The 21,218-nt window shown below is 66.0% G+C and carries 14 protein-coding genes; 9 read left to right on the forward strand and 5 right to left on the reverse strand.

Features of this window, described 5'->3' with window-relative positions:
* Positions 1-188: 188 nt before the first annotated feature.
* Complete coding sequence (locus FJ386_10510) at positions 189-1,076, reverse strand: carbon-nitrogen hydrolase (GenBank protein ID MBM3877139.1); 888 nt, start codon at positions 1,074-1,076, stop codon at positions 189-191.
* Positions 1,077-1,150: 74 nt separating this feature from the next.
* Complete coding sequence (locus FJ386_10515) at positions 1,151-2,155, reverse strand: serine/threonine protein kinase (protein MBM3877140.1); 1,005 nt, start codon at positions 2,153-2,155, stop codon at positions 1,151-1,153.
* 207 nt (positions 2,156-2,362) lie between these two features.
* Here FJ386_10515 and FJ386_10520 point away from each other — a divergent pair, with 207 nt between their 5' ends.
* The 8 genes from FJ386_10520 to FJ386_10555 all read left to right on the forward strand — a co-directional run bounded on the left by FJ386_10520 (position 2,363) and on the right by FJ386_10555 (position 10,542).
* Positions 2,363-2,656 carry an HU family DNA-binding protein gene (locus FJ386_10520; protein MBM3877141.1) on the forward strand — a complete coding sequence of 98 codons (294 nt, stop codon included), beginning with the start codon at positions 2,363-2,365 and terminating at the stop codon, positions 2,654-2,656.
* Between the two features lie 67 nt (positions 2,657-2,723).
* Complete coding sequence (locus FJ386_10525) at positions 2,724-3,698, forward strand: 2-dehydropantoate 2-reductase (GenBank protein ID MBM3877142.1); 975 nt, start codon at positions 2,724-2,726, stop codon at positions 3,696-3,698.
* Positions 3,699-3,794: 96 nt separating this feature from the next.
* Positions 3,795-5,138, forward strand: coding sequence for a glutamate--tRNA ligase (locus tag FJ386_10530; protein MBM3877143.1), 1,344 nt, complete (start codon positions 3,795-3,797; stop codon positions 5,136-5,138).
* Between the two features lie 32 nt (positions 5,139-5,170).
* The gene (locus FJ386_10535) at positions 5,171-5,476 is read left to right on the forward strand and encodes a hypothetical protein (GenBank protein ID MBM3877144.1); all 306 of its coding nucleotides are present in this window, start codon (positions 5,171-5,173) and stop codon (positions 5,474-5,476) included.
* Positions 5,466-5,717, forward strand: coding sequence for a DUF4926 domain-containing protein (locus tag FJ386_10540; protein ID MBM3877145.1), 252 nt, complete (start codon positions 5,466-5,468; stop codon positions 5,715-5,717). The genes FJ386_10535 and FJ386_10540 overlap by 11 nt, the downstream gene beginning before the upstream one ends.
* Positions 5,718-6,215: 498 nt before the next feature.
* Positions 6,216-7,094: a DUF58 domain-containing protein gene (locus FJ386_10545; GenBank protein MBM3877146.1), complete on the forward strand. Its 879-nt coding sequence runs from the start codon at positions 6,216-6,218 to the stop codon at positions 7,092-7,094.
* Positions 7,095-7,106: 12 nt separating this feature from the next.
* Positions 7,107-9,230, forward strand: coding sequence for a VWA domain-containing protein (locus FJ386_10550; protein ID MBM3877147.1), 2,124 nt, complete (start codon positions 7,107-7,109; stop codon positions 9,228-9,230).
* Complete coding sequence (locus FJ386_10555) at positions 9,211-10,542, forward strand: glycosyltransferase family 4 protein (GenBank protein MBM3877148.1); 1,332 nt, start codon at positions 9,211-9,213, stop codon at positions 10,540-10,542. The genes FJ386_10550 and FJ386_10555 overlap by 20 nt, the downstream gene beginning before the upstream one ends.
* A 35-nt stretch (positions 10,543-10,577) precedes the next feature.
* Here the strand turns inward: FJ386_10555 and FJ386_10560 are convergent, their stop codons facing one another.
* The 3 genes from FJ386_10560 to FJ386_10570 are packed head-to-tail and all read right to left on the reverse strand — an operon-like array spanning position 10,578 to position 17,302.
* Entirely contained in the window at positions 10,578-13,148 is a 2,571-nt protein-coding gene (locus FJ386_10560; protein ID MBM3877149.1) for a hypothetical protein, read from the reverse strand.
* 21 nt (positions 13,149-13,169) lie between these two features.
* Positions 13,170-14,222, reverse strand: a complete 1,053-nt coding sequence (locus FJ386_10565; GenBank protein MBM3877150.1) for a terpene cyclase/mutase family protein — start codon at positions 14,220-14,222, stop codon at positions 13,170-13,172.
* A 50-nt stretch (positions 14,223-14,272) separates the two neighbouring features.
* Positions 14,273-17,302, reverse strand: coding sequence for a hypothetical protein (locus FJ386_10570; GenBank protein ID MBM3877151.1), 3,030 nt, complete (start codon positions 17,300-17,302; stop codon positions 14,273-14,275).
* Positions 17,303-17,386: 84 nt separating this feature from the next.
* On the opposite strand from FJ386_10570, the gene FJ386_10575 reads away from it, so the two are divergent.
* The gene (locus FJ386_10575) at positions 17,387-21,211 is read left to right on the forward strand and encodes a c-type cytochrome (GenBank protein ID MBM3877152.1); all 3,825 of its coding nucleotides are present in this window, start codon (positions 17,387-17,389) and stop codon (positions 21,209-21,211) included.
* The last annotated feature ends 7 nt before the right edge of the window (positions 21,212-21,218 follow it).

Genomic DNA, 21,218 nt, shown 5'->3' on the forward strand with positions numbered 1-21,218 from the left:
CAGAAGGTGCCCAACGGCGAGAGCTCGATGTGGGGGGATTACCACGCGCGTGAGCTGGCGATCATGCTCCTGCGCGAGGCGCGCGGGGAAAAGTGTCTCACGTTCTTCGGGTGTCTGCCGGAGTGAGATCTGCTCGCGTCACCGCCACTGGAAGCGGTGAGCGGGTCGGGGCCGGGGACGACAAGGACTCAGTCAATCAACCGCTTCGTCAAGTCGCCGTAGGCGTCGATGCGGCGGTCGCGCAAGAACGGCCAGTGCGTGCGGGTGATGTCCACTTTCTTCAGGTCCACGGGCACGAGCAGATTCTCTTCGCGGTCCACGCTGGCCTTCGCGAGAATTTGTCCGCTGGTGCCGGCGACGAAGCTCTGTCCCCAAAACTCGATGCCATCCCCTCCGGCGGGTTTCTCAAGCCCGATGCGGTTGGCGACCGCGACAAAGCAGCCGTTCGCAACGGCGTGTCCGCGCTGAATCGTCTCCCACGCGCCGTGCTGGTCCACGCCGTATTCCTTTTTCTCGCCCGGATGCCAGCCGATGGCCGTGGGGTAGAAGAGGATTTCCGCGCCCTGCAATGCGGTGAGCCGCGCGGCTTCGGGATACCATTGGTCCCAGCAGATGAGCACGCCGAGCTTCGCGAAGCGCGTCTGCCACGCCCGGAAGCCAAGGTCGCCCGGCGTGAAATAGAATTTCTCGTAGTAAAGCGGGTCGTCGGGAATGTGCATCTTGCGATACACGCCGAGGAGCGAGCCGTCCGCATCAATGACCGCGGCGGTGTTGTGGTAAAGACCGCTGGCGCGCTTCTCGAAGAGCGACGCGATGATCACGATGCCGCGCGTCTTCGCGAGTTTGCAAAACGCATCGGTGCTCGGGCCGGGAATGGCCTCGGCGAGCTTGAAATTGTCGTGATCCTCGCTCTGGCAGAAATACTGCGAGCGAAACAATTCCTGCGTGCAGATGATGTTCGCGCCGTCGCGCGCGGCCTGTTCGCACCGGGCGAGGGTCGTGCGAAGATTCGAAGCGGGATTCGCGGAGCAACGCGATTGAACGAGGCCGAGAACAACGGGCTTTGCCTGCTGAATTCGGGCGCGCGGACGCGATGACACGGCACGTAAGTTGGTGGACTTCGAACTCACGGGTTTGGCCGAAGTCACGATCAGGCTTCCACGGTATCCGGCCGCTCGATGATCATCGTGCCGGCCTTGATGGTCTTGACCTTTGAGGGATCGATCTGGCCAAAGAGGTCGCGGATGAACCGGCCGAGCGTCTCGTTCGTGGGGCCGTAACCGGAATGGTAGATGTAGTGCTCGAGCTCGTAGAGCAGATCGTCCGCGTTGGCGTAACGCTTGTCCAGGTCGCGCTCGAGGCACCGGTTGATGATCTTGTTGAGCGGCTCGTCGACCCGCGGGTCGAGCGTCTTGAAATCGGGTATCGCCATGTGCATCACGCGGTCGCGCGACTCGGCGACCGAGTTGCCCTTGAAGATGTTCTTGTTCAACAGCAAGTGCGCCAGGACGATGCCAACGGAGAAAATGTCCGAGCGCTTGTCGGTGATCTGGAAGTTCGACTGCTCGGGGCTCATGTAGTCCGCCTTCCCCGCGACGACTTCGCCTTCCTGATCCGCGAGCAACCCCTTCGCCTTCGCGATCCCGAAGTCGGTGAGCTTCACGTCGCCCTCGAACGCGACCATGATGTTCTTGAAATTCACGTCGCGGTGGACGATGGACAGCGGCTTGCCGTCCTTGTCGGTCTTGGAATGCGCGTAGGCAAGCCCGCGCGCGACGCGGCTGGCGATGAACACCGCGAGTTCCTTCGGCAGCTGCTTGTTGGTGTCCACGAGCCGCTGCGTGAACTGCTCGAGGTTCACGCCGCGGATGAGCTCCATGGCGATGAAGTAAATGCCGCGCGCCTCGCCCAAGTGGTAGGTCTGGACGATGTTGGTGTGGATGAGGTCCGCGACAAGCTTGGCTTCGCCGATGAAGTTGTCGATGAACGAACGCTGGTTGGCGTAGCTCTGGCGGATGACCTTGATGGCGACGCGCTTCACGAAATCCTGCGCGCCATGCTGCTCAGCCTCGTAGACGACCCCCATGCCGCCCTCGAAAATCTTCTGGATGATCTTGTAGCGAAATTCGCACTGGATGGTGAAGAGGACGACCATGCAAATCATCGTGTGCGAATCCCCTTTCAAGTCAAGCTCCCGCTTGCTTCCGCCGAGAATCGACGAATCGCTCGGCAGGGCAGACAGAATTCTTCCTCAAAAAAAAACAGAATCCTCTTGCGCACGACGCGGGGGACGCCTACAAAAGTCCGCAGGTCGAAAGACTACATCAAGCAGTCACAACAACACTCAACACAAACATCAATCATGGCAAAAGCCCTCACCAAGTCCGCACTCGCAGGCGCCGTCGCCGAAAAGGCCGGCCTCACCCGCAAGCAGGCGTCCGGCATCCTCGCGCACCTCGCCGAGCTCGCCTACAAGAACGCCAAGAACACGTTCACCCTGCCCGGCATCGGCAAACTCGTGCTCGCCAACCGCCCCGCGCGCAAGATGATCATGCGTTTCGGCCCCAACACCGGCCAGGAGATCACCGTGCCTGCCAAGCGCGTCGTCAAGTTCCGCGTCGCCAAGGCCTGCAAGGACGCCATCCTCAAGAAGTAGGCGGTTCCCCTTTCACAAAGGCACCCCGGCGCGAGTCGGGGTGCCTTTTTTCTTTTCGAGGCCCACCTTGAAGATCGCCATCGTCGGCTGCGGCGCCGTCGGCAGCTACTACGGGGCGAAGCTCGCCCGCGACGGACACGACGTCCACTTCCTGCTCCGCGGTGATTACGAAGTCGTGCGCGCCAGCGGGGTCAGGGTGATGAGTGACGGCGAGAGTTTCACCGTCCGGCCCCGGTGCGCCCGCGAACCTGGCGAGATCGGCGTATGCGACCTCGTGCTCATCGCGCTGAAGACGACCGCGAATTCGGAATTCTCGCGGTTGCTTCCACCGCTGGTCGCGGCGCACACGGCGGTGATGACCCTCCAGAACGGCCTCGGCAACGAGGCCGCGCTCGCGCGGGTCGTGCCGGCCGCAAAGGTGCTCGGCGGGCTTTGCTTCGTGTGCCTCAACCGCATCCAACCCGGCGTCATCCAACACATCGCCCACGGCAAAGTCGTCATCGGTGAATTCCAACGCGGGCCCGAACCGCGCACGCACGACCTCTGCACAAGCTTCAAGCACGCCGGCATTCCCAGCAAAGTCGCGGAGAACCTCGAGCGCGCGCATTGGGAAAAACTCGTCTGGAACATCCCGTTCAACGGCTTGGGAGTGGCGGGCACCGCAGGATACGAAGCCTGGGGCGGACCACCGGATACCGGCGCAAGCAGGCATTCCGTAGTTCTCACCACCGACATCTTGCTCGGCGATCCCCGTTGGGAACGGATCGTCCGCGCGCTGATGGCCGAGGTCATCGCCACCGCCAACGCGCTCGGCCACCCCATTCCCGAGTCCCACGCCGACAGGAACATCGCGAACACCCGCACGATGGGCGCGTATCGAGCCTCCACGCTCATTGACTTCGAATGCGGCCGGCCCTTGGAACTGCAGAGCCTGTTCCTTGAGCCGCTGCGCCGGGCGCGTGCTGCCGCCGTGGCCACGCCCGTGCTCGAACGCCTCTGCGACACGTTGCTCGCACTCGACGCCAGGCGCGCAACCGCGTGAGACGGTGCGCGCTTGCCTCGATTTCCGTCGTGCCGCTATCGTCGTCGCGCTGGATTGAACCCGAAACTCGAAACCCCAATCCCGACACCTCACGCCATGCCCGTTCGCGTTCGATTCGCCCCATCGCCCACCGGCTACCTCCACATCGGCGGCGCGCGCACGGCGTTGTTCAACTGGCTTTACGCCCGGCACACCGGCGGCAAGTTCATCCTTCGCATTGAAGACACCGATGCCGCGCGCAACACGCAGGAAGCCGTGGACGTGATTCTCGAAGGCCTCCGCTGGCTCGGCCTCGCGTGGGACGAAGGCCCGCTCACCGCCGACGCCACCGGCCCGTGCAAGGGCGACCGCGGTCCATACTTTCAATCCCAGCGCCGCGAAAACTACCAGCGCCGCGTCGAAGCGCTGCTCGCGCGCGGCCTCGCCTACGAACACGAGGGCGCGATCAAATTCAAAATGCAACGCGAGCCGATTCTCATTCCCGACCTCGTCGTCGGCGACGTGCTCCGCAAACTCACCGACCGCGAGGAGGCCGATCCCGATTTCGTCATCGTCCGCAGCGACGGCCAGCCCGTGTTCCACTTCGTCAACGTCGTGGACGACCTCGAGATGGGCATCACCCACGTCGTTCGCGGCGAGGATCACCTGAGCAACACCGCCAAGCACATCGCCCTCTTCCGCGCGTTCGGCGTCGAACCGCCCCGCTACGCGCACATCCCGCTCATCCTGAACGCCGACGGCAGCAAGATGAGCAAACGCGACCGCGGCGCGTCCCTCACCACCTATCTCGACGAAGGATTCCTGCCCGAAGCCGTGAACAATTACCTCTGCCTCCTCGGCTGGTCGCCCAAGGATAACACCGAAAAACTTTCGTTGGCGGAAGTCATCGAGCGCTTCGACCTGCCGCAAGTTCTCCGGCACAACGCGCGGTTCGACTTCGAGAAACTCCTCTGGCTGCAAGGCGAATACAGCCGCGAACTGCCCGACGACCGCTTCTACGAAATGTGCGTCCACGCGCTGGCCAAGGCCGGCATTGACACCAACAAGCACGACGTCGCCTACGTGAAAGCCGCGCTCGACACCTGCAAAGGCAAAATCAAAACCTTCAGCGAACTGCCGGCGTATGGCGGATTTTATTTCCACGACGAAGTCGTTTACGACTCCGAAGCCGCGAAGAAAAGTTTCGTGCCCGAAAGCAAACCGCGCCTCGAAAAACTCCGCGCCGCCTTCGCCGCCGCCGACCCGTTTAACGCCGCAGGTCTCGAAGCCGTGTTGAAAGCCACCGCCACCGAACTCGGCGTGAAAGCCGGCGCGCTCGTGCATCCCGTCCGCATCGCCGTCACCGGCAACCCCTCCGGCCCGAGCCTGTATCATTTGCTGGAGGTGATGGGGAAGGAGAAGGCGATGGGGAGGATAGACCGGGCGCTTGCGGCATTTTGATCTCACATGATGAAACTGCCCGCCGACAGCGAATCGCCCGCATCAAGGTGACCCATTACCTGCTGAAGTTGCGCGACGAGGACGACAAATCGAAGTTTCTCTCGCTGGCTGGATACACGCTTGCGCACGCCGACCAATGGCAGGAAGCTTTGCGTGGCCTGCTGAAAGGCGAGGCGGAGTTCATCAAGGCCACGGAATACGGTGAGAAATATCGGATTCGTGGCAACTTGAGGGGGCCGAATGGAAAAGAGCTTCCGGTCGTGAGCGTTTGGATGACCGAGGGAGCGACCGGCCTGACGAAGTTCGTGACTCTGTATCCTGACAAAGATGAAATTTGAAATGTTCAATCGAGTGGCGTTGAAGACCGACGTGCCGGAAGAAGGCCTCCGCCGCGGCGACGTCGCGACCATCGTGGAATATCATCAGGGCCGGCCCGGACAAGAACCCGGCTACAGCCTCGAAGTTTTCAATGCCGTGGGCGACACCGTCGCCGTCATTGCCTTGGGCGAATCTCAAATCGAGCCGCTGTCTGCGGCAGGAATTCTTCACGTCCGTCCGCTTGAAGCTGCTGCGGCGTGAAAGCCGGCGTGCTCGTGCATCCCGTCCGCATCGCCGTTACCGGCAACCCCTCCGGCCCGAGCCTGTATCACCTGCTCGAGGTGATGGGGAAGGAGAGGGTGATGAGGAGGATTGAGCGGGCGATGAACGCCTTCGGCAACGGCTGAAATACGAAATCTCATTGCCCGTAGGCGTCCTGTTGTTTAGATAAGCGATTTGGCAAGCAACGATACCCAACGCGAGAAAGCACGTGTTATCGCGGCTCGCCTTGCTCTGCACCCTGTCCTGCGCGTGGACAATGATTGGCGTGAGCTTGAACGCGGCTCGCGTGGATGTGAGTCTCGCGGTGGACTGCGCTGAATTGCATTGGCCGCACGGCCGGGTTTCGCGCACACTCCACGCGCAACCACGACCATGCGCCTGGACTTGCGGCCCACAACGGACGCCTCGGATTCCCCGATGCGGTCCGCCGCGCCCGGCGCCTCTCGGCGCACGGGCTTCGTGGACACGCAGACGCTCATGGCCATCCGCAATCTCGAGTTGCGGGCGCGCGTCGTGGTCGAGGGATTCTGGAGCGGCATTCATCGGAGCCCGTATCACGGATTCTCCGTCGAGTTCACCGAGTATCGGCAGTATTCGCCGGGCGATGACCCGCGCTATCTCGACTGGCGGCTTTACGCGCGCAGCGACCGCTACTTCATCAAGAAGTTCGAGGACGAGACCAACCTGCGCTGCCACCTGCTCGTGGACAACTCGCGCTCGATGACCTTCGGCTCGACGGGATGGACCAAGGCCGAATACGCCAACACCCTCGCCGCCACGCTTGCCTATTTCTTGTATCTGCAAGGCGACGCCGTCGGGTTGCTCACGTTTGACGAGTCCATCCGCGACTACCTCCCGGCGCGTCACCGCACCGGGCACCTGCGCCACCTGATGCTCGCGCTCGAAAAGCCCGCCGGCGGCCGCGCCACGGACCTCGCCGCGCCGCTCAAGCGCATCGTCGAGATGGTGCGCCGGCGCGGGCTCATGGTGTTCATCTCCGACCTGCTCGCGCCCTTGGAGACGCTTGAACGCAACCTCACCAGCCTCGGCGCCTGCGGTCACGACGTGATGCTCTTCCACGTGCTCGACCCCTCCGAACTCACGTTCAACTTCACCGACGCCTCGATGTTCCTCGATGTGGAGTCGGGCCGGAACCTCTACATCGACCCGGCGTCCGCCCGGAAGGAATACCTCCGCAAACTCGAAGCCCACTGCGCCGCCGCGCGCGCCGCGTGCCAGAAACTCGGCATCGGCTACGCGCGACTCGCGACCGACCAACCGCTCGAACTCGCGCTGTTCGACTTCATGCGCGAGCGAATGCAGCGCGGCAAGTCGGCGAAACAGGTGCGCCGCTAGCATTCACCCGCCGTGAGCTTCCTGACCCCACTCTTCCTCCTCGGCGCCATTGCGGTGGCCGCGCCGGTGCTCTTCCACCTCATCCGCCGCACGACGCGGGAGCGGACGGTCTTCAGCTCGCTGCTCTTCCTCCTGCCCACGCCGCCGCGCGTCACGCGGCGCAGCAAGCTCGAGAACATCCTGCTGCTCGTCCTCCGCTGCCTCGTGTTGTGCCTGCTCGCGCTCGCCTTCGCGCGGCCGTTCATCCAGAAACCCACGGACGCCGACAAACCCACGGGCCCCGGCGCCCGCATTGTCATCCTCGTGGACACCAGCGCGAGCATGCGGCGCGGCTCGCTTTGGGCCGACGCGCGCGCGAAGGCCGACGAAATCCTCCGCGCGACTTCGCCCGTGGACCAGGTCGCGCTCTTCACCTTTGACCGCGCACTGAACCGGCTCGTCACCTTCGACACGTGGACCCAGACCGCCGCGGGCGAGCGCGCCGCCCTCGCGTCGAAAGCGCTCGCGGAGACTTCGCCGGGGTGGTTTCCGACGCATCTCGGCACCGCGCTGGTATCCGCGGCCGAGGCGCTCGAGGAATCCAAGGACAAACTCGAGATCGTGAAGCGCCGCATCGTGCTCATCACGGACCTTCAGGAGGGCAGCCGCCTCGACCCGTTGCAGGCCTACGAGTGGCCGAAGGGCATCGAACTCTCCGTCGAACCGGTGAAGGCCAGGCGCGTCACGAACGCCGGCGTGCAGCTCGTCGCAGACGCTGACGAGGCGGACAAGAAGTCAGCCGAGACGGCCGTGCGCGTGCGCGTGAGCAACTCGACCGATTCCAAGCGCGAGCAGTTCCAAGTCGGCTGGGCAAGCGCCGATGGCAAGGGCTTCGCGGGCGCCCCGGTGGATGTCTACGTGCCGCCCGGACAGGGGCGCATCGCAAGCCTGCCAGCCCCGCCCGCCGGGAACGCCGTGGACCGCGTGCTGTTGCAGGGGGACGACGAAGACTTCGACAACACCGCGTTCGTCATCCCGCCCGAGGCCGCCAAGGTGAACGTGCTCTATCTCGGCGCCGACGCGGAAGGCGACGCGAAGCAGCCGCTGCACTTCCTCAAACACGCGTTCCAGCAGACGCGCCGCCACCACGTGCAGGTCGTCGCGCGCGGGCCGGGCGCGATGCTCTTGCCGGCGGACACCGAGAACACCCCGCTCGCAGTCGTCACCGACACCGTGCCCGCGGACCGGCTCGCCGTCCTGCGCCGGATGCTCGACAGCGGACACACGGTGTTCCTCGCCTTGCGAAACGCCGACGCCGCATCCGTGCTCGCGAGTCTCGCCGGCATCGACAGTCCCGGCGCGACCGAGGCACGCGTGGCGGACTACTCGCTGCTCGCGGAAATCGATTTCCAACACCCGCTGTTCGCGCCGTTCGCGGACCCGCGCTTCAGCGACTTCACCAAGATTCACTTTTGGAAGCACCGGCGGCTCGACATCACCAAGCTGCCCGCAAGCGCGCGCGTGCTGGCGCGCTTCGACGACCTCGACCCCGCGCTCGTCGAGGTGCCCGCCGGCCGCGGCCGGCTGATGGTGCTCGCGACGTGCTGGCATCCCGAAGACAGCCAGCTCGCGCTCTCCACCAAGTTCGTCCCGCTCCTCTATTCGCTGCTCGATCAGAGCGGCGGACTGCCACCGCAGCCGACTCAGTTCACCGTCGCGGGTGACATTGCCTTCGCGAGCGTCGGCGCGGACACGAACCAACCGATCACCGTCCTCAAGCCCGACGCTTCACGGGTCACCGTGGCGAAGGGCGAGGCGAACTTCTCGCAAGCCGATCAACCAGGCACCTACTCGTTCACAGTCGGTGCGGGGACGAAACGCTTCGCGGTGAACCTCGACCCCGCCGAGAGCCGGACCGCGCCGATGCCGTTGGACGAGCTCGCGCGCTTCGGCGCCGCGTTGCCCGGCCTCACTCCGGACGCCGCGAAGGCAGAGGCGAACAAGCGCGTCCTCCAAAACACCGAGCTGGAGGGCCGCCAGAAAATCTGGCGCTGGCTCGTCGCCGCGGCGCTCGCGGTGCTGCTCCTCGAAACCTGGCTCGCGATGTGGACCACGCGGCGGCTCACGGAAGCATCCGATGCCGCGGCGGCTTCCTGAGGAGCGGGCGCCTGCGGTTCATCAGCCCGGCACCACCGCAAAGCACCACAACCATCTCGCAGCCAACGTGGCAGACGACGCGCCAAAATCCTTCAGTGCGCCGGGCTCAAATCCGGGCGTTCCCGCGCCGCGACGCAAGCTCCGCATCGGCATCGTCACCGTCAGCTACCTGCCCCGGTTGGGCGGTGCGGTGACGCAGACGCTGCTGCTCCACAAATTCCTCACCGCGCGCGGCCATCACGTCGAGGTGTTCTGCCCCGACATCACCAAGGGCGGACAGTTCAACGAGGAGGGCATCCTCGTCAACCGCGTCCACAACCGCTTCCTCACCTCCTACGACGGCACGCTTGCGCGGCTGGCCATCCTGCGCGAGTTCCGGCGCGCGGTGCTTCGGAGGCGCGCGGACTTCGATGTGTTCTTCACGCCCGAGTTCAATCTCGGCCCGTTGAGCCTCTCGCTCGCGCCGGGCACGCGCGCGGCCGGGACTTACGGCGCGGACCTGACGTTTGAGTTTCTCAACCTCAAGCGCACGGATTCCATCGTGACATACGACCGCGTGCTGCGCGGCAAGCTCGCGGAACTCGGCTTCGTGGACTGGTTTTTCGACACGGGACTTTACGCGCTGCAACGGTTCATGTTCCGCCGGCTTGCGTGCGTCATCACGCTCAACCCCGCCGATCACGCGCGCATCGCGCCGCACGCCCGCCGCGCGGCAAGCATCGGCTGCGTGCTCGTGCCGCCGCCGCTCACGCCGGACATGGAGGCCAAGCCGCGCCCCGCGCCCCGCGTCGCGACCATCATCGGCCGCGCGGTAAGTTGGAAACGCATTGACGAGAGCATTCGTGTCGCGGAGCGCCTTCGGGGCGTGTGGCCGGATTTGGAAATCCACTATTTCGGCACCGGCCCGCTGCTCGGTCATCTCGAGCGGCAATTCGCCGGGCGCTTCACGCTGCACAGGGACCTCAAGAACCCGCAGGTGCTCGAATGGCTCGCGCGCTCGGATGTGACGGTGAACATGTCCGACTACGAGACGTTCTGCCTGACGAACTGCGAGGCGATGCTCAGCCGCAGCCTGCTGCTCGTGAAGCCGCTCCCGGAATACGCCGACTACATTCGTGGCAACGAAAACTGCATTCTCGTGCCGGCCGTGGACGCTCCCGGCTGGCTCGACGCGGTGCGGTCCGCATTCGCCGGAGGGCAAGTCCGCGGGATGCTCGACGCGGCGCGGCGGACCATCGTGGAGAAGTATTCGGTCGAGCGCACCGGGGCGCAGATCGAGAAGCTGCTGGATGAATTGGCGGGCGCCGGATGAGCGGCCAAGGCGGGATCGCGCCTGCCGCCGTGCGCTCACTTCAAGTCCGCCTGCGCCTTCTTCAACGCCTCCGTCCTCGCATTGATGTAAGACTCCGCAGCCGCCTTCTCAGCCTCGGCGGCGGCGGTGATGCGGTTCTTGGAAAGTGCGGCCGTCGTGGCGATGTCCGCGGCGGAGCGAGCTTGTGACGCGGCGAGGTTCGCGGCGCTCCGCTCGCGCAACGCTTTCTCGGAGACCCCGAGCGCTTCGAGATAACGCTTCTCGGCCAGGGTCTTCGCGCCGGTCGCTGCCTTCACGGCGGCGTCGGCTTCCCCAAGCTTCTTCTCCGCCTCAAGCTTGCTCGCCCCGGCTTTGGTTTCGAACGCGGACTTCTCTCCCTTGCCTTTCTCAACGAGCGCTGCGAGCGCGGCCGCGGCTTTTTCGGCCGCCGCCTTCGAGTCGTCCGCGGCGCGGGAGCGCGTGGCGAAATCCTGCTGGGCGCGGGAGTGCGCGAGCTTCGAGGTGTTCAAGTCCGTTGCGGCCTTGGAATCGGCGGCGGCTTTCGCCTGCAGGGCGAGCGTCGAGGCGTTTCTCGCCCCGCCGAGGGAGCGCGCGAGTGTCACGGCGTCCGCGGCGGCGCGGTCACGCTCGGCGGCCGTCTTCTGCGCATCGGGGCTGTTCGCGCCCTTCTCGGCGGCGAGCTTGGAGGCGGCGGCGGCGAGTTTCGCGACCGTCGCATCCGTGCTGGCCTTCGACTCGGTGAGCACCTTCACGCGCGCGGAGGTTTCGGTGACGGCTTTCTCGGCGTTCGCCTTGGCGGTCGCGGAGGATTTCTCGATGGCATCCTGTTCCGCCATGGCTTTCGCGAGTGCTTTCTCCGTGGTGGCCTTCTCGTCGGCGGCCTTGCGGGCAGCGGCGGCGGCGGCGGCGGCGCTCCGGGTGGCAACGGACTGTTCCGCCGCGGTGCGGGCTTCAAGCGCGGCACGGCCCGTGTTGATGACGGACACAACCCGGTCGAGGTCGGTGCGCGCCTCGCGCGCGACGCGGAGTTTTCCGTCGAGGTCGGTGCGGGCGCGGTCGGACTCGTTTTTCGCAACGGTCGAAAGCCGGTGTGTTTCGGTGTAATCGTCGCCCGCGCGCCCGGCGGCGGCTTTCGCGTCGGCGGCGAGTTGTTCGAGGCGCAGCTTCTCACTCGTGGCATGGTCCGATGCCGCTTTCGCGGCGAGCAGGAGTGTGTGCTTCTTCTCCAGCTCGGTCTTGCCGCGCGCGATGAGGTCGGTCTCGGTGCGGATCCTGTCCTCGGCGTTGACGCGGAACTCGGCGATGGCGCGGGCCATGCGCTCGGATTCCTCGCGCGTGCGGCGGGCGTTCGCGATGTCGGTGTAAGTCTGGCGGTCGTTCGCGGTGTCGCGGACCAGAACCTTGCCGGCGATCTCCTCGAAGAGCGCGGTGCCGGCGCCGCACTTGAACTCCTCGAGCTGTTCGCCGGCGATGCGGAGGCCGGTCAGCGGCGCTCCGGTGACTTCGAGCGCGCCATCCTTCACCGCGACGGACTGCGCGAGCAGCGCGCTGCCCGCGCGGGACTTCACGAGGAACTTTGCCGCGGAAGGCGCGGAGTCGCGCAGCGAGACGGCGAGCGCCTCGAAGTTGATGTCGTAACTCTTCAGCCCGAAGAGCACGGAGTTGAGGTGCACGCGGCCGTCGGAGATGCCCTTGAATTCGCCGTCGATGAAGTCGCCGTTGATGAGGAGCACGCCGGGCCGCTTGGGCTCGAGCTTGGCGGCGCGCGCGGCGGAGAGCCCGCGGAAGTAGATGCGCGCGGCGTTGACGGTCGAGAGCGCAAAGCCCTTGTGCGGTTCGGCGAAGGTGACGGACGTGTCGTCGGCCGTGGCGACGGGCGCTCCAATGAACGAGCCGTTCCACGTGAGCACGCCTTTGCCGGTGTTCGCGGTCGCGGCGAGCGAGGGGAGCGCGAGGACCTTGCCGGGCGCGAGCACGGACGCGGGCACGATGGCTTTCGGCTGGGTGGGGCTGCTCCAGAAGAGCTTCATGCGCGCGGTGCCGATGGATTGGAAATACTCGATGGTCAGGTTGTAGGTCTCGCCGGCGCGAAGCGACACGGGCGAGGTCGCGGTGGCGAGTGATTGCTCGCGCCACTCGTCGATGAGCAGCCGCTCGTTCAGCCACAGGCGCACGCCGTCGTCCACCGTGGCGTGTAATGTGTAAAGGTCGGTGTCCGTGGGACGAAGCTGCGCGGTCCAGCGGACGGAGAAATTCTCGCGCGGGAAATTCGCAATCGGCGGCGAGTCGGTCCACGTGAAGTCGAGCGACGGGTCCACGCGCCGGACGGCCTGGCCGGCAAAATCGGGCTGGGGATAATACGTGCCGAGCAGGCCGTTTGTCGCGCCCGCGAGGGCCGGGTCGGAGGCGAACGGCTCGAACGTGGCGCGCGCGACGTCGGCCAGAGGGACTTTCACCGTGGTCCCGCTGGCGAGCGTGACGGCGAAGCCGCCGGGGTCGAGCTTCACCTCGCCTTCGAGGGACTTGCCGTCCTTGGTGCGGAGCGTGCCGGCGTGAGTGAGTGCCGCGCATGCGACCAACAGGACGGATGGGACCAATCTGTTCATCGAAGCTCGCCGCGCCGCCGCTCAGCGCTGATACAGCGGGATGTAGTGATACGGCATCGCGAGCATCGTCGCGTAGACAGCCGTGGACCAGTTGGGGCCGACGCCTCCGCGGCCGCGGGCTTCCCACCACGCGAGGTCGCCCTCGGTGCGGACGGACTTGAGGAGCGACTGCTTGATCGTGGCATACCATCGCGACCACGTTTCGCCGCCGATCATGTATTGCGCGGGCGCGGCGTAGAAGTTGCCGTAGGCGAACCACTCGTGGTCTTCGCGATAATTGTCGAAGAGATACTTCGAGCCGGCCTTCACCATCCGGTCGTCGTAAAGGCCGCAGACTTGCAGCGAGTATATCGCCGCCGCGGTGCGGGCAAAGCCGGGGTCGCGATACGGCTGGTAGCAGAAGCCGCCCGTGCGTTCGTCGAAGCAGGCCCGCACATATTTCACCGCGTCATCAATCGTCTTCTGCGGAACCTCGATGCCGCCGTTCTTGGCCGCGCGCAACGCGACGACCTGCAGCACCGTCACCGAGATGTCGGCGTCGTAGCTCACGGGCCGGTAGCGCCAGCCGCCCTCGGTGTTTTGCGCGGAAATGATGAGCTTGATGACGCGGTCCAGCTTGGCGCGCATCGCGGGGTTCTTCGTCTGCCCGTAAAGCTCGGCGAGGGCGATGGAGGCGATGCCGTGGCCATACATGTACTGGCCGTCGCTGCGGCTGCCCATGACGCCGTCGGGGCCGACGATGTCGAGCAGGTATTGCATCCCGGCGGTGACGTTCTTCCCGTATTCGCCCTCGCCGGGGAGGTGGCCTGAAGCCTGGTAACAGATGAGCACGTAACCGGTCATCGCGAGCTGGCGCTGTTTTTCCTCACCGTAAGCGCCCCAAGCGCCGGTGGCGGTTTGCCTGCTCGCGAGATATTTCAGCGCGCCGTTGATGACCTTCTCGGTCTCGGCATCCACCTTGACCGGGTCGGTCTTCGCGCGCGGAGAGGCCGGACCGGGAGGAGGCGCGGCGAACGGGGTGGATAAAATGGGAAGCGCGCCGAGGCAAACTGCGAGCGCGAGCCGCCGCAGCATGGTGTGGACGAACCCAGCCGAAGATTGAGACGACGACCGAAGCTGACGCATCACTTGTTCCCCTTCGGCCGGCTGGTCGTGTCGGAGAGGTTTTTCAAATACTGTTCGACGGCGCGGCCGAATTCCTCGGGATACTTCTCGCCGACGGATTGCTTGATCGCCGCGCGGTCGCGGGCGGGCAGGCCGATGAAACCGCTGCCGCCGGTGAGGTCACGCTTTGCGCCGTCCGCGCCACCAGCACCGAGCCAGTTGCCCTGCTTGCCGTCGCCCTTGCCCGCCTGCTGGCCGGGTTGCTGGGGCTGGCCCTTGCCGTTGCCGGGCTGCTGGCCTTTGCCGTTGCCTGGTTGCTGACCTTGTCCCTGACCGGGCTGCTGGCCTTGCGCGGTCTGAGGCGTGCCGACGCCGGCTTGCGCGAGCGCGAGCGAAGCCGCCGCCTGCGCGAGCGCCTGCTGAGCGGCCTGCGCGTTGGCTTGGGCGGGCATGGCTTTGTTTGCCTCGGCTTGCGCGGCGGCATCCATCAGCGCTTGCAAAGCCTGTTGAAGTGACATCTGTGCGGCGGGCGGCAGTTGTCCTGCCTCCCCGGCTGCGAGCGGTGAAATCGCCTCGGCCGCGCCTTCGAGTGGCTGGGCGGCGGGCGTTGCGTTCATTTCGCTCAGCAATTCGGCGAGCTTCTTCACGTCGGCCTGTTTCTGCGCGAGTTGCGGAAGTGAAGCGGGCGGCGGTTCGCCCCCGGGCTGGCCTTCGCCGGGTTTGCCTTCGCCCGGCTTTCCTTCGCCGGGCTTCGCTTCACCCTTGGGCTGGCTGGCACCTTTCGGTTCACCTTCGCCCTTGGGTTCTCCGGCTTGCGCCGCTTGCTCAATGGACTTCTGCGCCTTCGCCATTTCGCCGATGGCGCCTTTGAGGTCGTTCTGGTCGAGTTTCTGCGCGGCGCTCTGGGCGGACTTTTTCGCCTCGCTGACGGGCGCGGACTCGGGCTTGCCTTCGGCTTTCTTCGCGAGGGATTGGGCGATTTCCTTCTGCGCCTCCTTGATCATCTCGCCGAGGCCGGCCGGTTGCTGGAGCTGGGCGAGCGCCTGATTCACGTTCTCCTGCGCCTTCGCGACGGCCTCGGCCGCCTGTGCGGCGTTGCTCTGCATCTGCTGGCCGAGTTCGTTGGCAAGCTGGCCGATCTTTTCATCAATCGCCTTCTTCGCGGCGGCGAGGTCGGCCATCGCTTCCTTCTGCGGTGCGCGCGCGGCCTCGGCGTTCGGCTTGCCAAGTTCGCTCTTCGACTCGGCCATGTTCTTCTCGGCGGACGCGAGCGGCTTCTCGGCCTTGGGCGCGAGTGGCGCGGCCTCGCTCTTCGCCTCGGAGGTCTGCTTGCCGAGTTCGCCCTGCTTGTCGGCGGTCTTGGGCGACGGGGCCTCCGGCTTCTCGGCGGCCTTGGCGGTGTCGATCTGGACCTTGGCCTGGTCCTTCATGATTTCGCCAACCTTCTTGCTGAGGGCTTCGAGCTTGGCCTTGTCCTCGGCGGCCTTCTCGAGCGAGGCGACCTTCTGCTCGAGCTGCTGCTCGGCCTGGGCGAGGGCGTCCACGGCGGCTTGCTGGGCCATCAGCGCCTCGGGCTTTTGTTGCGCGAGTTGCTGCTCCGCTTTCTGCATTTGCTTCGCAGCCTCGGCGATGGACTCGGCGGCTTCGGGTGAAGTGGGCGCGGCCTGTTCCTGAGTCTTCTGCGTTTCCTGCTTGAGGGCGTCCTGCTTGGAAGCCTGCTTGGCGAGTTCGCCGGGCTTCTTTTGCTCGGCGGCGGCGGAAGCCTCGGCCTTGAGCGCTTCCTCCTGTTTCTTCAGTTCCTTCACTTTCTCGAGAAGTTCCTTCGCGGCGGCGAGTTTGTCCTGCGGCTTGGTGAGTTGGGCCTCGGCCTTCGCGAGTTGTTCCTCGAGGGTCTTCTTGGCTTCTTCGAGCTTGGCAACGGCTTGCTGCTGCTGTTCGGGCGCGGTCTGGCGCATCTGGTCGCCGGTCTGGAAGTTGTCGTTCAACGTCGCGCGGGCTTCCTGCATCTTTTGCTCGCTGGCCTTGAGCTGCTCGGCGGCCTTGGGGGCGACGTCCTTCACGTCGTCACGGACGCTCGCGGTTTTGTCGACGACTTCGGCCTGACGTTTCTCGACCTCGGCGGTGTCGGGCTTGCGGCCCTCGAGCTTCTGCGTCTCGTCCTTGACGACCTTCTGGTCGGCGATGGCCTTCTCGACGTCGCGGATGGCCTGCTTGAGAATCTCGATGGTGTCGCGGTTCGGCAGGAGGAGCTTGGCGATTTCCTGCATGAGGTCGCGGGCCTTGCGCTCGCTGCCGGCTGCGCCGAGGAGCTTTGCGGCCTTGAGGTCGGTCGTGGCGGATTCGAGCGTGGCAACGAGCTGGCCGTCTTGCGCCTTGCGTTGCGCGGCTTGGGGCCGCTCGGCGGTCGGGCCGTCCATGTCCTTGAGCAGCTCGCCGAGCTTCTTGAGCAAGAGTCCGGCCTCGGTGCCGATGGTGCCCTGCTCGGTTTCCTGGATGCGCAACGAGATGCGCTGCGACTCGTCGAAGCTGAACGTCTCGCGTCCGCGCGCGAGCTGGACGAGGCCGACGGCTTCCTTGAGATTTTCGCCCTGCCGCTGTGCGAGGGCCGAGAAGCGCATCGAGAGCTGCTGCAACAACTGCTGGCGCTGGAATTCGAGAAGCAACTGCCGGAGTTGGATGACGATGCCTTTCTGCCCCGCGAAGGCCTCGAGCGCGGCAGGCGAGCCAGGCTTGCCGGCGTTGCGCGCCTGCTGAAGCAGCTCGATGACGCGGCCCATCTCCTTGTCCGTGAGCGAGCCGAGCACGGACCGGATGGCGCGCAGCACCGTCACGTCGTCGCCGGCGAGCCCGTTGCGCTCGTATTCCTCGGCGAGGCGGTCGAGTTGGGCGCCGAGACGCGAGGTGGAGGTCTTGATCTGCTCCTGCCGCAATTCCTGCTGGAGCAGGCGATCGGTGGCGGGCGGCTTGGCTGGCGTGTCGTTCACGGCGGCGCGCGATGAAAGCGCGAGGGTTGCGACGAGTCCGCCGAGCAGGAGGGATTTGCGGTTCATAAGGTCAGCCGGGCGAGTGCGAACTGGCGTGGCGCTCGTCCGGTAATGTCGGCCTTCAGCCTATATGGACGGAGTGAATAGGCAATGGGATTCAGGGGATTGCGGCGGAAACAATCGGTCTCGTCGTCGTCCTCGGGTTGCGCTCCGGTTGGGGGTTGGGGAAAAAAAGGACAGATGAGACGGATTCGACGACAACGACGACCGGAGGAGCATCCCAACTTTTCCTTCCGGCTCATCGGCCTTTGCGCCATAACGCCGCATCGCATGAAGCCGCCCCCCGCCCCGGTGTTCGTCCTCACACTTCTATTACTCCATGTCACCTTGTCGCCGACCGCGCTCGCCGCCGCGCCCGCCGACCCTTTCGCCGCGGGTGTCCGCGCGACCGAACCGCTCGCGCCGGCCGAGCAGCAGCGGACTTTCAAGCTCCCACCCGGTTTCCGAATCCAGCTCGTCGCCGCCGAACCGGACCTGCGCAAGCCGATGAACATGGCGTTCGACGCGTCGGGCCGCTTGTGGATCACCGAGTCGCGCGAATATCCCTTCGCGGCCAAGTCGGATGCCGAGGCGCGCGACACGATCCGCATCCTTTCCGATTTTGACACGAACGGCCGCGCGCGCAAAGTCACGACCTTCGCGACAAACCTGAACATCCCCATCGGCCTGTATCCATTCCGCGCGCCGAGGTCCATCCCCCCATCGGCCACCGGCCATCGGCCATCGGCCATGACCTGGAAGTGCATCGCCTGGTCCATCCCGAACATCTGGCTCTTCGAGGACACCGACGGCGACGGCGTGGCGGACAAGAAGGAAATCCTCTACGGCCCGTTCGACCACACGCGCGACACGCACGGCAACCAGGCGAGCTTCCGCCGCGGCTTCGATGGCTGGCTCTACGCGACCCACGGCTACAACAACCGCTCGAGAGTCAGGGGCCGCGACGGCCACGAGATCACGATGAACTCAGGCAACACCTACCGCATGCGCCTCGACGGCTCGCGCATCGAGCACTGGACGCACGGACAGGTGAACCCGTTCGGCCTCGCCTTCGATCCGCTCGGCAATCTCTACTCCGCCGACTGCCACAGCTCGCCCATCTACCAGCTCCTGCGCGGCGCGTGGTATCCGAGCTTCGGCGCGCCGCACGACGGGCTCGGCTTCGCGCCCGTCACCATCCAGCACTCGCACGGCAGCACCGCCATCTGCGGCATCACTTACATCAGCGACCCGTCGTGGCCTCCCGAGTTTTGGGACAACATTCTCATCGGCAACGTGATGACCAGCCGCATCAACCGCGACAAGATCGACTTCACCGGCTCGACCTCGAAAGGCGTCGAGCAGCCGGACTTCCTCACGACGACCGACCCGTGGTTCCGCCCGGTGGACTTGCAATTCGGCCCCGACGGCGCGCTCTACGTGGCGGACTTCTACAACCGCATCATCGGCCACTACGAAGTGCCGCTGACACACCCCGGCCGCGACCGCGAGCGCGGGCGAATCTGGCGCATCGTTCACAACGGCACCGGCGGAAGAACGCCGGCCCGCCCGTTGCGCGACCTCCCCGACTTCACTCGAGCGACCCGCGACGAACTGCTCCAGGAACTGCTCGGCTCAAATCCCGCCCGCCAAGCGCTTGCCCGCGAGGAACTCACGCTGCGAACGAACGCCAACGAACACGGCCTCCTCACGCAGGCCGCGCGAGGCGACTGGCACTTCCGCCAGGCCGACGCGCGCGAAGGGCTCCTCGTCGGCTGCCTGTGGCACCTCCAACGCTCCGGCACGCTCGACGAAAAAACCCTCCTCACCGCGCTCACCGACCGCGACGAACCCGTCCGCGTCCATGCATTGCGCGTGCTCACAGAACGCCGCCTTCAAGCCGCCTCAATCCCGGCACAACCCCGGGGCAACGAACCCGGAAGCGGCGCGAACCCCGCGCTCCTCGCCGCCGCGCGCACCGCGCTCGCCGACGCCTCCGCTCACGTCCAGCGCGCCGCGGCAGACGCGCTCGCCGCGAACCCATCGCTCGAAAACCTTGCGCCGCTCCTCGCGCTGCACGCGCGCGTGCCCGCGGCGGACACGCACCTCGAACACGTCGCGCGACTTGCCTTGCGCGAGCAGCTTCGACTCCCCGGCGCCTTCGCCGGGCTCAGCACCAACCTCAGCGAAGCCCGTTCGCGGCTCTTCGCGTCCATCGCGGTTGGCGTGACGAACCAGGCCGCGGCCACTTTCCTCATCCGGCACATGCAGGCGCACGCCGAGCCGCGCGATTCACTCGCGCGCTACGCGCTGCACGCCGTGCGATTCGGCACCGACCGCGACCACGTGAACATCGCCAACTTCGCGCAGCTCAGGTCCCGCAACGACCTCGACCTCGAACTCGCGCTGTTCAAGTCAGTCCACGACGGCCTGGAGCAAAGGGGCGACGTGATCGGCGGCGTGAACAAACACTGGGGCGAGGACCTCGCGAGGCGCGCGCTCGCGGCGGCGCCCGATTCGCGTTGGCAAAACTCGCCGCCGCCCGGCGCGGCCGACCCGCGCAACCCGTGGACGTTGCAGGAGCGCGGCAGCGCCGACGGCACGAGCGCGCAGCTCATGTCGAGTTTTCCGAACGGCGAGACGCTCACCGGCGTGCTGCGCTCCGCGCCGTTTGCGCCGCCGGCGACGTTGAGTTTCTGGCTCTGCGGCCACGACGGTTTCCCAAACACGCCGGCGCAGAAGAAGAACGTTGTGCGGCTGATTGAGGTGGACACGAAGCGCGTCCTGCGCGAAGCCTCGCCGCCGCGCAACGACACGGCGCGATTGGTCTCGTGGGACCTTGCAGAGTTTGCGGGAACGCGCGCCGTGTTCGAGGCGACCGACGGCGACAGCGGCACGGCTTACGCGTGGCTCGCGTTCGGCCGCTTCGAGCCCGCGCTGCCCGAGCTCGCCCTCACCGACGCCAGCCAGCTCGCGAGGCAACTCCAAACCGCCGCCGACATCGCCGGCGCGGTCAGGCTCGCGAGCGCCGAACCGCAGCTCGCGCGGTTGTTCACCTCGTCGCCCGACGCCGACACCCGCGCCGCGGCCGGGCGTGCATGGCTCGCGATCAACGCCTCCACGGCCGTCGCGCCGGTGGGGAAAGTCGTCCTCGACGGCGCGCAGCCGGAGTCGTTGCGCGAGCGGCTTGCGACAGAACTCTTGAAGGTGCCGCAGCCCACGGCGCGGCAGGCCGTGATCGAGGCGATGCACGCCGCGCCCGCGCGGTTGCAGGCCCGGCTCGCGCTCGCGCTCGCCGCATCGCCGGCCGGCGCGGAATCCGTGCTGGAAGCGGCCGAGGCCGGACGCATCCCCGCGCGGCTGCTTCAAAGCCGCGCGCTCACAGACCTCCTCAACGCGAACGCCGCGAAGTCCCCGCGCGAACGCATCGTGTCACTCACGCGCGACCTGCCGCCCGCGGATGCCGCCATCCAGCAACTCATCGCGCGCAAGCGGACGGGCTTTGACGCATCGAAGGCCAGCGCCGCGCGCGGAACGGATGTCTTCACGCAAGCCTGCGCGCTGTGCCATCAACTCAACGGCAAGGGAGTGATCGTCGGCCCGCAGCTCGACGGCATCGGCAACCGCGGGCTTGACCGGCTGATCGAGGACATCCTCGACCCGAACGCGAATGTGGACCGCGCGTTCCGCTCGACGACGTTTGTGATGACGAACGGCGACGTGGTGAGCGGGCTGTTCCGCCGCGAGGAAGGCGCGCAGATCATCGCAGCCGAGTCTACGGGCAAGGAGGTTTCCTTCGCGAAAGGGCAGTTGAAGGAGCGCCGCGAGACCGACCGTTCGCTGATGCCGGAGAACTTCGGCGACGCGCTGACCGCGCAACAATTCAACGACCTGCTCGCGTTCCTGCTCGGCGAAACAGGCCGGCGCGGGAAGTGATGCGGCT

This window comes from Verrucomicrobiota bacterium, from assembly GCA_016871675.1.
Classification (GTDB): Bacteria; Verrucomicrobiota; Verrucomicrobiia; order Limisphaerales; family VHCN01; genus VHCN01.